Annotated in this window: 11 protein-coding genes; 9 read left to right on the top strand and 2 right to left on the bottom strand. The window is 47.5% G+C overall.

What is annotated here, in order from left to right:
- Positions 1–88 precede the first annotated feature (88 nt).
- Genes rimO through AB3351_RS08545 form a run of 4 tightly spaced genes read left to right on the top strand, consistent with a single transcriptional unit; the run spans position 89 to position 4,881 of the window.
- Positions 89–1,429: a 30S ribosomal protein S12 methylthiotransferase RimO gene (gene rimO / locus AB3351_RS08530; protein WP_371146701.1), complete on the top strand. Its 1,341-nt coding sequence runs from the start codon at positions 89–91 to the stop codon at positions 1,427–1,429.
- On the top strand, positions 1,430–2,008 hold the full coding sequence (gene pgsA / locus AB3351_RS08535; RefSeq protein WP_371146702.1) for a CDP-diacylglycerol--glycerol-3-phosphate 3-phosphatidyltransferase: 579 nt from the start codon (positions 1,430–1,432) through the stop codon (positions 2,006–2,008).
- A 47-nt stretch (positions 2,009–2,055) separates the two neighbouring features.
- Positions 2,056–3,300 carry a competence/damage-inducible protein A gene (locus AB3351_RS08540; RefSeq protein WP_371146703.1) on the top strand — a complete coding sequence of 415 codons (1,245 nt, stop codon included), beginning with the start codon at positions 2,056–2,058 and terminating at the stop codon, positions 3,298–3,300.
- Positions 3,301–4,881 (top strand): DEAD/DEAH box helicase, encoded by a 1,581-nt coding sequence (locus tag AB3351_RS08545; RefSeq protein WP_371146704.1) that lies wholly within the window; start codon positions 3,301–3,303, stop codon positions 4,879–4,881.
- 74 nt (positions 4,882–4,955) lie between these two features.
- On the opposite strand, the gene bioA is transcribed toward AB3351_RS08545, so the two are convergent.
- A complete protein-coding gene (gene bioA / locus AB3351_RS08550) occupies positions 4,956–6,341 on the bottom strand; it encodes an adenosylmethionine--8-amino-7-oxononanoate transaminase (RefSeq protein WP_371146705.1) in 1,386 nt (461 codons plus the stop codon).
- Entirely contained in the window at positions 6,332–7,117 is a 786-nt protein-coding gene (gene bioD, locus AB3351_RS08555; RefSeq protein ID WP_371146706.1) for a dethiobiotin synthase, read from the bottom strand. Before bioD ends, bioA begins: the two co-directional genes overlap by 10 nt.
- A 263-nt stretch (positions 7,118–7,380) precedes the next feature.
- On the opposite strand from bioD, the gene recA reads away from it, so the two are divergent.
- From recA to AB3351_RS08580, 5 genes are all read left to right on the top strand, one after another.
- Entirely contained in the window at positions 7,381–8,436 is a 1,056-nt protein-coding gene (recA, locus tag AB3351_RS08560; RefSeq protein ID WP_371146707.1) for a recombinase RecA, read from the top strand.
- A 107-nt stretch (positions 8,437–8,543) separates the two neighbouring features.
- Complete coding sequence (locus AB3351_RS08565; protein WP_371146708.1) at positions 8,544–9,209, top strand: RecX family transcriptional regulator; 666 nt, start codon at positions 8,544–8,546, stop codon at positions 9,207–9,209.
- A 226-nt stretch (positions 9,210–9,435) separates the two neighbouring features.
- The gene (gene rny / locus AB3351_RS08570; protein WP_371146709.1) at positions 9,436–10,977 is read left to right on the top strand and encodes a ribonuclease Y; all 1,542 of its coding nucleotides are present in this window, start codon (positions 9,436–9,438) and stop codon (positions 10,975–10,977) included.
- A 78-nt stretch (positions 10,978–11,055) separates the two neighbouring features.
- Complete coding sequence (locus AB3351_RS08575) at positions 11,056–11,853, top strand: TIGR00282 family metallophosphoesterase (RefSeq protein ID WP_371146710.1); 798 nt, start codon at positions 11,056–11,058, stop codon at positions 11,851–11,853.
- A 118-nt stretch (positions 11,854–11,971) separates the two neighbouring features.
- A complete protein-coding gene (locus tag AB3351_RS08580; protein WP_206250009.1) occupies positions 11,972–12,232 on the top strand; it encodes a stage V sporulation protein S in 261 nt (86 codons plus the stop codon).
- Positions 12,233–12,456 lie beyond the last annotated feature (224 nt).

Here is a 12,456-nt window from a genome sequence, read left to right on the forward strand (position 1 = left end):
GGGCTTTTCTTTTGACACCTTTTTTTCAGTATATTATACTGATAGGTGGAAAATTAGACGTTTTTGTCTACCGGACGGAGGAAAAAGAGTGGATAAGACAGCAACAGCCGAGAAAGTAGCAATCATCACGCTCGGGTGCGAGAAAAATCTCGTCGATTCAGATATTATGTCGCAGCTCATTGATGAGCGTGGCTATATTCTTGTGGAAGACCCCCAGGAAGCAGACGTTGTCATCGTGAATACATGCGGCTTTATTGATGCAGCGAAGGAAGAATCTATCAATACCATTCTAGAAGTAGCTGATCTAAAGGAGAGCGGCCATCTGAAGTCACTCATTGTAGCAGGCTGCTTAACCCAGCGCTACAAGGAAGTGCTGATGGATGAGATGCCTGAAATCGATGGCATTGTCGGTACGGGTGATTTTGATAAAATCAATCATATTATCGAAGAATCACTAGCAGGAAAGAAGCCGATTTTTGTTGGGAATCCTGCATTTTCATATGAGAATGTAGCCCGGCGCAAAGTGGAGAAGGGTACGTATTCTGCCTTTATCAAAATTGCGGAAGGATGCGACAATAAGTGCACATTCTGTATTATCCCGCAGCTTCGCGGCGGCTTCCGCAGCCGTACCATCGAATCGGTAGTAGCAGAAGCCAAAGAGCTTGCGGGACAAGGTGTGAAGGAGTTGAACTTGATCGCTCAGGACTCTACGAATTATGGAGCGGATATTTACGGGGAGCGCGTGCTGCATAAGCTTTTGCGTGAAGTATCTAAGGTGGACGGTATTGAATGGATTCGTCTTCATTACGCATACCCGGGATACTTCACAGATGAATTGATTGAAGAGTTCGCGGTAAATCCAAAAGTATGCAAATATGTGGACATGCCGCTGCAGCACAGTGAAGACCGTGTGTTAAAACGGATGCTGCGTCCTGGACGTCAGCGGGATACGCGCGAGCTGATCGCAAAAATCCGTGCCGCTGTCCCTGACGTGGCGCTTCGCACCTCCATCATTGTGGGCTTCCCTGGTGAGACTGAAGAGGAGTTCGAGAACCTCAAAGCGTTTTTACGGGAGGTACAATTTGACCGCCTTGGCGTATTCACATATTCACAGGAAGAAGGCACCGCATCGGCTCGCCTTGAAGACCAGCTTCCGCAAGATATCATTGATCGTCGTGCCAATGAGCTGATGGAAGTGCAGCGAGAAGTGGCCAATGGACGCAACGGACGCTTCGTAGGCAAAGTTGTTTCTGTTTTAATTGAAGGATATGACGGTAAGAATGATATATATATTGGACGTTCGCAGTATGATGCTGGAGAAATTGACGGCGAAGTATTCGTGAGCGGGTATAAAGGAGAACTGGGACAAATTGTTCCGGTACGTATTACGCATTCATACGACTTTGACCTTGCGGGGGAGGTTATCTAGTTGAACCTGGCTAACCGGATTACACTGGCACGAATTTTTCTCGTGCCGGTGGTTATGATTTTTTTGCTTGTGCGGTTTGACGATCTCGGGGCAATTAAAGTCGGGGGCGTCTATATTACATACAGCGAATTTATTGCCGCACTTATTTTTATTATTGCCGCGATTACAGACGGGCTCGATGGGTACATTGCCCGCTCGCGCAAGATGGTCACCAACCTGGGGAAATTCCTTGATCCGCTGGCTGATAAGCTGCTGATCTCTGCTGTATTGATCTCGCTTGTCGAAATGCAGCGCCTAGATGCCTGGGTGGCGGTCGTTATTATTAGCCGTGAATTTGCCGTTACAGGACTCCGGCTAGTAGCTGCAGCAGAAGGATTGGTTATTGCTGCAAGCAAGCTTGGGAAATGGAAAACCGTACTGCAAATTGTAGCGGTGGCTGCGTTAATTTTGCAGAACTTCCCGTTTGAAACGTGGCATATTCCATTTGCAACCGTCATGGTGTGGGCAGCGGTCATTATGACAATAGTTTCTGGAGTGGAATACTTTGTAAAAAACAAAAAGGTAATTCCGCTCTCGTAATAATCGAGCCGCCACCTAGCGGTTGATTTGTTGGAAGGAGCTTGCGCATGAGAGCAGAGATTATTGCGGTCGGAACAGAGCTATTGCTTGGACAAATTGCTAACACGAACGCCCAGTTCCTCTCGCAAAAGCTTGCCGAAGTAGGTATCGGCGTCTATTATCATACCGTTGTCGGTGACAATGCCGAACGGCTGTATGCGTTAATTAATGAAGCTTTTACACGCTCGGATCTTATTATCTTCTCTGGGGGGCTTGGCCCGACGAAAGACGATTTAACGAAGGAGACGGTAGGACGAGCGATGAATCGTTCGCTTGTACATGACGAGCAGGCGCTGTGTCGTATCCTGTCCTACTTTGAGCGGCGCGGTATTACGATGACTGAGAATAATCGCAAGCAGGCGCTTGTGATCGAAGGAAGTCACGTGCTGCCCAATGACCACGGGATGGCGCCGGGTATGTTTGTCGAGAGTGAAGGAAAGTATGTGATGATGCTTCCTGGACCGCCGCGGGAGTTATATCCGATGTTCACCACGTATGGTCTTCCGCATCTCCTATCCCTCATTAGCGATCAATATGTGGTGCACTCTCGGGTGCTTCGTTTTTTCGGTATTGGAGAATCGGCCTTAGAGGAAGCGCTGCTTGATCTTATTGATGGTCAGTCCAATCCGACGATTGCTCCGCTGGCAAAAGAAAGCGAAGTGACGATTCGTCTTACTGCTAAGGCGAAAAGTGTTGCCGAAGCAGAACATATGATTCGCGTCGTAGAACAGGAAATTGCAGCGCGTGTTGGTGAGTTCATTTATGGATATGATGAGGATTCGCTTGAAGCTGTACTTGTGCAGAAGCTAGGGGAACGTGGAGAGAATGTAGCCTTTGCAGAGAGTATTACAGGAGGCTGGGTGAGTCATATGGTCACATCGGTTCCCGGAAGCTCTGCGGTATTACAAGGTTCGATCGTCTGCTATACGAATGACAGCAAAATGAATCTTCTTCATGTACCAAGGGATGTACTGGCCAAGCATGGGGCGGTTAGTGAAGAAACGGCTCGTGTGTTGGCTGAGCAGGTACGTATTCAGCTTGGAGCTGACTATGGTATTTCAATTACCGGGGAAGCAGGCCCCATAGCTTCGGAAGATAAACCGGTTGGACTTGTGTATGTGGGGGCAAGCGATGGAGTACACACGCATGTAAAAACGTTTCGCCTATCTGGACAGCGTTCCGCCATTCAGCTACGCGCCGCAAAGCATGCGATCTTTACAATGCTTGAACGAATAAAAAAAGGTGGTTTTTAAATGGCACATTTCTCTGATTTTGCTCTACATAAAACGATTCAACAGGCCATACACGATATGGGCTTTGAGGAGCCGTCGCCGATTCAGGAACAATGTATTCCGAAAATTCTTGAAGGCGGCGATTTGATTGGCCAAGCCCAAACAGGTACTGGAAAAACGGCTGCATTTGGCCTTCCGCTTATCGAAAAAATGACGAATAAAAACGCCGTACAGGCGATTGTATTGACACCGACCCGGGAGCTTGCCATCCAGGTCTCAGGCGAGCTGCGTAAGATTGCCAAATACAAGCGTGTACGCACGCTTCCCATTTATGGCGGACAGTCGATTGGACACCAGATTCGTGCGTTAAAGCAAGGCGTGCAAGTTGTAATCGGAACGCCAGGCCGGGTGCTTGACCATCTGCGCCGCAAAACGCTGCGTCTTGACCAGGTAAGCATGCTGGTGCTAGATGAGGCTGATGAGATGCTTGACATGGGTTTTCAGGAGGATATCGAATCCATCATTAAAGAAACGCCAACCGAGCGTCAAACCCTGCTATTCTCAGCAACGATGCCGCAGGAAATCCAGCGTCTTGCCCGTAAATATATGAATGAGCCGCAGACGGTTGCTATCAGCCGTAAGGAAGTAACAGCGCCTACCATTCAGCAGGTATATTATAAAGTATTTGAAAGAAGCAAGCTTGAGAGTCTGTGCCGTATTCTCGATAGCGAAGAGATCGAGCTTGGCATCGTCTTCTGCCGCACGAAGCGAGGCGTAGATGAGCTGACGGAAGCGCTGCAGGAACGCGGATATTTAGCAAGCGGACTGCACGGTGACTTAAGCCAAGCCCAGCGGGATAAGGTTATGCACTCCTTCCGCGATTCGACCATTGAGCTTTTGGTTGCTACCGATGTAGCGGCACGCGGCATTGATGTAGGGAATGTGTCCCATGTGGTGAATTATGACATCCCACAGGATCCGGAGAGCTACGTACACCGTATCGGCCGTACCGGTCGTGCAGGGCGCAAAGGCATCGCTATGACGCTTGTTACACCGCGTGAGATGAAACAATTGCGCACGATCGAGAAAATCTCCAAATCCTCACTTGAGTCCCGCAACGTACCGTCATTGGAAGAAGTTATGGAACGCCAGCAAAGCATTTGGAAAGAGCAGCTCATTGCGCTGGTTGAAGGCGACGAAGATATGACGCCGTTCTTTGAAGTGGTTAATCAGTTAAAAGAAGAATATTCACTTGAGAAGCTCACGGCGGCGGCATTATCCCTTGCCTTTGCACCTTCCGTCTCTTCCGCCCAAGAAGAAGTCTATGACTTCGGCGACACAGGCGCATCAAAGGGAAAAGTGCGTTTCTTCATGAATATTGGCCGCAGCCTAGATGTTCGCCCACCAGATTTGGTGAAGGAAATTTCCGAGTTGGTTGGCACTTCTAGCAAAGCCATTGGCCGCATCGATATTTTTGATAACTTCACGTTTATTGAAGTGGATCAGGAGATTGCACCATTCGTATATGAAGCGCTGCGCCATTCTCGTATTAAGGGCAAGCGTGTGAATATCGAACCAGCCAAACCGCGCTCTAAGCGCTAGATAATATAAAAGGGCCTGCTTGCTATGCTGATAGCAAGCAGGCTCTTTTTGTGGAGTGCGAAGCTGAAACTCTGTTAGTTCTCTTTAGCATAGGCCCTAGCTGTTACAGCTTCGATGGCCGCATAGGTACCATCGACGAGACGCTCAAGCTCTTCAATGCTCATGGATAGAATCGGCATGAGTACAATCACCGGAGCAAGCGGGCGGATAATAACCCCATGTTCTCGCGCATGTAAAATTACATGGTGTTCGACTTGCAGATGCTTAGGGAAAGGTTTTTTGCTTGTTTTGTCCTGCACCAATTCAATGCCAACCATCATTCCACGCTGTCGCACATCCCCTACATGAGGAAGATCGGAAAAGCGGGAGAGTTTTTGTGCAAGAAAATCAATCTTTTTTGGCAGCGAGGCGATCAGGCCGTCGCGTTCGAGAAGTTCGATATTTTTTAATGCTACGGCGCAGGCAAGCTGATTCCCCGTGTATGTATGCCCGTGAAAAAACGTGCGCAGCTCTTCTGGCTCACCAAGAAACGCTTCAAACACCTCTTCGCTCGTCAGCGTGGCGGCAAGCGGTAGATAGCCTGCCGTAATGCCTTTGGCAATACAGAGAAAATCCGGCTCTACGTTCTCCTGCTCGCAGGCGAACAGCGTGCCTGTACGTCCGAAACCAACAGCGACCTCATCGGCGATCATCAGTACATCATATTGCGTACACAGTTCGCGTACCCCGCGCAGAAAACCGTCCGGTGCGGTGATCATGCCGGCCGCTCCCTGCACCAAAGGCTCGATAATAAGACCGGCTACATCTTCGTGTCGCTCTTTTAGCAAGTCTTCAAGTGCTTGCAAGCAGAGTGCTTTACATGCAGCAGGATCATTATTTTCAGTAAGCCGATAGGTGTAAGGAGCTGGCGTTTCGATTCGATCAAACAGCAGCGGTTTAAAAATATGATGGAACGTATCCATGCCGCCAACGCTGACCGACCCGATTGTATCACCATGATAGGCTTCTTTTAGAGAAATAAACGTATTCTTTTTTCCGGCGAACCGCACTGGATCTTTCAATTGCCAGTATTGATAGGCCATTTTAAGAGCGATTTCAACCGATGTTGAGCCGGCGTCCGAATAGAATACTTTTGTCAGCTTTGCCGGTGTGATCTCTACCAGCTTCTTGGCGAGCAGGATGGAGGGAACGTTGGCTGCGCCAAGCAGCGTAGAATGGGCGATTTTTTGTGCCTGCTCATGCAGTGCTGCCGTAAGTTCGGGATGGCTGTGGCCGTGTATGTTGACCCAAAGCGATGAATAACCGTCCAAGTATTTGTTTCCCTCAATATCGTATAGATAACTGCCTTCCCCACGTTCAATAATCAACGGCTTCTCCTGTCGGTACGTTTTCATTTGTGTAAACGGATGCCACACATATTCTTTATCCCATGTTTCCAATTCATGAATGTTTAGTTGCATGCTGATCCCTCCGTTTGCTTTATTTGTAGCGGCTCTTCTTTCACCTGCTGTAAACGTGTCATAAGCATAGTCATATCAATATAGTTGGGCCATGGGGTCTGCTGGCTGCGCAATGTCTCCATTGCTGTACCGTCCATTTCAGGCAGCGTACCTAGGATGGGCAGGCCGGTTAACTCACTCATCATTTGCACGTTGTCGATATGCATCTCACTTGGATTCTCAGGCATCCGATTAATGATGAGGCCGAGAATCGGAATCTTTTTTTGTCTCGCATATGCCACGGTCAGTACGGTATGGTTGATTGTGCCGAGTCCAGGCTGTGTAACAAGTAGCAGTGGAAGCTGGAGGCGCGCAATAAGATCTGTGGTCATATAAAGGCCGCGTTCATCTTTTGCTAATGGTACGGCGAGTCCCCCGGCTCCCTCTACGAATACAAGATCATGATGTTTGCGAAGCATAGTAAGGTGGTTGTCAATGCGCCCCCATTCCATAGTCATCCCGACCTGTTTTGCAGCTAAATGAGGTGAGACTGCGGGTTCCATACAATACGTACAAAGCATCTCCTGCTCATAAGGGAGAGAAGACAAGGATTGATAGAATGCTACATCTTCAGCAATTACCTGCTGGCCCTGACGTATTCCGCCGCTTTGTATTGGCTTATACGGAATTGTACGGTAGCCTCCAGTGGCATACAGTGCCTGCAGATATCCTGTGACCATTGTTTTACCAACGCCTGTGTCTGTCCCTGTAATAAATAATGCGTCTCCATACTTCAAGTGAAAGTCTCCTTTCGTACAGCCATATGGGTAAAAAAAGTTAACTAATTCTTAGGGTAAAAGTAAATCCATCTTATTGTCAACATTACAAAATATTTAGTTTACAATTATATGTAAAAAAATGTAAAATAATTAATAAAAGCGAATAAATGTTCGCGAAAAGTACTTGGCAAACGCCTAAAAAAAGAGTACAATAAATTACGTTGGTAAGAGATACAAGCAACGAAGACGTTGATATAAATATAATGAAGGGAGCGATGGCTTTGTCCGATCGCAAAGCAGCTTTAGATATGGCCCTGCGCCAAATCGAGAAACAATTCGGTAAAGGTTCCGTAATGAAACTGGGGGAGATGGCTGCAACACAGCAGGTATCTACTGTATCCAGCGGTTCTATTGCACTTGATATTTCATTGGGTATCGGGGGATACCCTCGCGGCCGGATCATTGAAATCTATGGTCCTGAGTCATCTGGTAAGACAACAGTCGCACTGCATGCGATTGCTGAAGTGCAAAAGACAGGAGGCACCGCTGCCTTTATTGATGCTGAGCATGCGCTTGACCCGGTATATGCACGCAAGCTGGGTGTGAATATTGATGAATTGCTGCTGTCTCAACCGGATACGGGTGAGCAGGCACTTGAGATTGCAGAAGCGCTCGTGCGTTCCGGTGCCATTGATATTGTCGTAGTAGACTCAGTAGCTGCGCTGGTACCGAAGGCAGAGATCGAGGGTGAGATGGGGGATTCCCATGTTGGTCTGCAGGCGCGTCTGATGTCCCAAGCCCTGCGTAAACTGGCTGGAGCCATCAATAAATCCAAGACCATTGCTATTTTTATTAACCAGCTCCGTGAGAAAGTCGGTGTCATGTTCGGTAATCCGGAGACGACACCTGGCGGACGAGCGTTGAAGTTCTATTCCAGCGTGCGTTTGGATGTGCGCCGCGTAGAGACGCTCAAGCAGGGTAATGATATGGTAGGAAATCGCACGAAGATTAAGGTTGTGAAGAACAAAGTAGCGCCGCCTTTTAAGACAGCTGAAGTAGATATTATGTACGGTGAAGGCATTTCCCGTGAAGGTAGCCTGCTCGATATCGGGACGGATCTTGATATTGTTAATAAGAGCGGTGCCTGGTATTCTTACAATGAAGAGAGATTAGGCCAAGGCCGTGAGAACTCTAAGCAGTTCTTAAAGGAAAATCCGGATATTGCCCATTCGATTGAAGTGAAGATTCGTGAACATTACAGCTTGGATCAGAGCGTGGAGCTTCCGCCGGCTGAGCAGGATAATAAAGACGAAGCATTTGTAATGGACTTTGAATAATCACCGGTAATTCGGTGTTTGTACGACAGAGAAAGTTTGCTTGCTTTACATGTGTAGAGCTGGCAGACTTTCTTTTTTCTATAAACATGTATAAGGAGGGTGCACAGGTGCAGGAAGAACAGCAGCCCACGACGATTATTACACGCTTAGAACGACAGAAGAAAAATAAGCATCGCATTAATGTGTATCTTAATGACGAATATGCCTTTGCTATTCATGAAGATGTGCTAATTAAGTATCGGCTCAATAAAGGACGGGAACTTGATGAAGCGGATATGCGGGAGGTGCTCGCTGCTGAAGAGAAGAATCGAGCGATCCAGTACGGGCTGCGTTATATCAGCCACAGGCCGAGGACGGCTGAAGAAGTGAAGCGCCACTTGCTTGATAAAGGCTTTCCGAAGCCGGTAGCGGAGGAGACGGTAGCAGGCTTTATTGAACGTACGTATATTAATGACAAGGAATACGCAAGGTTGTGGGTGGATGAGAGACTGCGTTTAAAACCGCGGGGCAGGCATCTGCTGCGTCAGGAACTGCAGGCGAGAGGTGTGGATGGAGACGACATTGAAGCCGCGCTCTCCCGTGTTGAGCCTGATGACGAGGCAGATGCGTGCCTTGCGATTGCCCGAAAAAAATACGGGCGCATGTCGTTCGCTTCGTTTCAGGAGATGCGCAACAAAGTAGGCCCCTTTTTACAACGCAAAGGCTTTCCGCATGAAATCATTACGAAAACGCTTGAAAAACTGAGGAAAGAAAGCATAAATGAAGAGATGTAACACGAATTGCCCATTCTTGACATTCCTGCGGTATGATGGCAAAATAGATGTGTGTATTCTTATTTTATCGGGGTCTTCTATTTTTCGCTAGCCGCGGTAGGGATATACAGGTAGGTTTTGCATAGGGAGATCGCATATACGATCTCGTTTTTTAACTAAACCTGGAAGTTTTTACTCGATGAAACAAAAAATGAAAAAACCTCAGATGCAAGGAGGTGACAGAAAGATGGACTTAGTATCTGTAATTCTCATTGCACTTGCATCTCTGGTGATCGGATCGGCAATTGGTTATTTTGTTCGTAAATCATTGGCGGAGGCAAAAATTTCGAGTGCGGAAGAAGCAGCACGTCAAATTGTAGACAAAGCCGAAAAAGACGCGGAAGCACTTAAGAAAGAAAAGGTGCTAGAGGCGAAAGACGAAGTGCATAAATTGCGAACGGATGCCGAGAAAGATTTACGCGAGAGACGAAACGAGATTCAGCGCCTTGAGAAACGCGTACTGCAAAAAGAAGAATCGCTTGACCGGAAAGTAGATATGTACGAGCGTAAGGAAACAGAACTTGAACGTCGTGAGCAAGCGATTAATCAGATGCATGCGAAAGCGGAAGAACTGATGCAGGCTCAGGTAACTGAACTAGAGCGGGTTTCCAATTTGACACGCGAAGAAGCGCGCGACATCATCCTTCAGCAAGTGGAAGATGAAGTGCGTCATGAAGCTGCCATGCTGGCCAAAGATATCGAACAGCAGGCGAAAGAAGAAGCGGATAAAAAAGCTCGCGACATTATTACTACGGCGATTCAACGCTGCGCTGCAGACCATGTGGCAGAAACAACCGTATCGGTTGTCTCGCTGCCAAACGATGAGATGAAAGGCCGAATCATCGGCCGTGAAGGTCGGAACATTCGTGCTCTGGAGACGCTTACTGGTATCGATTTGATTATTGATGATACTCCAGAAGCCGTCATTTTATCCGGTTTTGATCCCGTTCGTCGTGAAATCGCGCGAACCGCACTAGAGAAGCTTGTTGCAGATGGACGTATTCATCCTGCACGCATTGAAGAAATGGTTGAGAAGGCGCGTCGTGAGGTGGATGAACGCATCCGTGAATACGGCGAGCAGGCTACATTCGAGACTGGGATTCATGGGCTGCATCCGGATCTGATTAAGATTCTGGGTCGCTTGAAATACCGTACAAGCTACGGACAGAATGTGTTAAAGCATTCTATTGAGGTTTCACATTTATGCGGATTGATGGCAGCAGAGCTGGGCGAAGACCAAACGCTGGCAAAGCGTGCGGGGCTGCTGCATGATATCGGTAAAGCCATTGACCATGAGGTTGAAGGTTCCCATGTTGAAATTGGGGTTGAATTAGCGAAAAAATACAAAGAGCATCCTGTTGTGATTAATGGGATTGCTTCCCATCACGGAGATTGTGAACCAACATCGGTAATTGCGATGCTGGTAGCCGCAGCTGATGCGCTATCTGCTGCGCGTCCGGGAGCGCGCCGTGAAACGCTGGAGACATACATTCGTCGTCTAGAGAAGCTTGAGGAAATCTCTGAGTCGTTCGACGGCGTCGAGAAGTCGTATGCAATCCAAGCGGGTCGAGAAGTTCGAATCATGGTTAGACCGGAACAGGTTACCGATTTGGAAGCGCACCGTCTAGCACGTGATATTACGAAGAAAATTGAAAGTGAGCTCGACTATCCGGGACATATTAAAGTTACAGTCATCCGGGAAACACGGGCAGTTGAATATGCAAAATAAAACGCAAAAGCTTCTCCGAGTGATCGGCAGAAGCTTTTGTTTTCATTAGCGCAGGTGCTAATCTAAAGGAGATATGCAATGAAACTGTTATTTATTGGAGATGTTGTTGGCTCTCCAGGACGCGATATGCTCAAAGAAATGCTGCCGCGGCTAAAGAAAAAATACAATCCTCATTTTACGGTTGTCAATGGAGAGAATGCTGCCTCCGGACGCGGCATCACGCAAAAAATTGCGCAACAGTTTTTTGAATGGGGAGCCGGTGCTATTACGCTTGGGAACCACTCGTTTGATCACAAGGAGATATTTGATTTCATAGATGATGAGGCACGCATCGTTCGACCTGCTAATTTTCCGCCGGATACGCCGGGACGGGGCCATACGTTTATAAAGGGATCGTTAGGCGGTGAACTTGCGATTATTAATTTGCAGGGCCGCACGTTTTTACCGCCGTCAGATTGTCCATTTCGTACGGTAGAAAAAATTGTTGAACAGGTTCGTAAGCGTACACCATATATTTTTGTTGATATGCACGCGGAAGCTACATCTGAAAAACAGGCTATGGGTTGGTTTTTAAACGGCAAAGTGAGTGCGGTCGTCGGCACGCATACGCATGTGCAGACAGCGGATGAACGGATTTTGCCTGGTGGAACCGCATATTTATCAGACGTAGGCATGGTTGGACCGCGTGATAGCATTCTTGGGATGGAGAGAGAAGCGGTAATGAAAAAGTTTTTAACCGGTTTGCCGGTTAGATTTGAAGTTGCCATGCTTAAGCCACAGCTGAACGGGGTAATAATTGATATGGAAAAAAACACCGGACGTGCCAACTCTATTCAGCGAATACTTATTGATGAAGACCATCCGTTTATGGAGTGATTGATTTTAATTTTCTGAATATTTATTTTGGAAGAATTGAAATCAACAGGAATGATCTGTACCTTCGCCGAATAGAGTAATTGTGGTAATTATCAATCTATCTAAGGAGGTACTTGAGATGGAAGTATTAAAGGTTTCAGCAAAATCCAATCCCAATTCTGTCGCTGGTGCCCTGGCCGGAGTTCTTCGGGAACGCGGCGCAGCTGAGCTTCAAGCCATCGGAGCGGGCGCACTTAATCAAGCAATTAAAGCAGTAGCGATCGCACGAGGGTTCGTAGCACCGAGTGGTGTTGACCTTATTTGTGTCCCAGCCTTTACTGATATTCTCATTGAAGGCGAAGAACGAACTGCAATTAAATTGATTGTCGAACCTCGATAGTTGAGTAACTAACCACACCGGTCTTTCATCAATTGAGCCTGTTTATCCTTTATGGATAAACAGGCTTTTTCGTGCAGTCTGCGACCCTCCCCTTTTTCGAAAGTTGCAATTCTTCGCAAAAGAGAGGATGGAGGTGGTTTCCGCAGCTTTTTGCCGGTTTTTATCGTTTCATTTGGCGGTTTATATGTGGAGAAGGATAGGCAGGGAATTTTATCGAAGAAATC

This window comes from Aneurinibacillus sp. REN35 (assembly GCF_041379945.2).
In the GTDB taxonomy this organism is placed as follows: Bacteria; Bacillota; Bacilli; order Aneurinibacillales; family Aneurinibacillaceae; genus Aneurinibacillus.

Bases quoted from the DNA above. Each gene is read 5' to 3' on its own strand.
- AB3351_RS08545 (WP_371146704.1), top strand. From the start codon at position 3,301: ATGGCACATTTCTCTGATTTTGCTCTACATAAAACGATTCAACAGGCC.
- AB3351_RS08540 (WP_371146703.1), top strand. From the start codon at position 2,056: ATGAGAGCAGAGATTATTGCGGTCGGAACAGAGCTATTGCTTGGACAA.
- bioA (WP_371146705.1), bottom strand. From the start codon at position 6,341: ATGCAACTAAACATTCATGAATTGGAAACATGGGATAAAGAATATGTG.
- AB3351_RS08580 (WP_206250009.1), top strand. From the start codon at position 11,972: ATGGAAGTATTAAAGGTTTCAGCAAAATCCAATCCCAATTCTGTCGCT.
- AB3351_RS08575 (WP_371146710.1), top strand. From the start codon at position 11,056: ATGAAACTGTTATTTATTGGAGATGTTGTTGGCTCTCCAGGACGCGAT.
- rny (WP_371146709.1), top strand. From the start codon at position 9,436: ATGGACTTAGTATCTGTAATTCTCATTGCACTTGCATCTCTGGTGATC.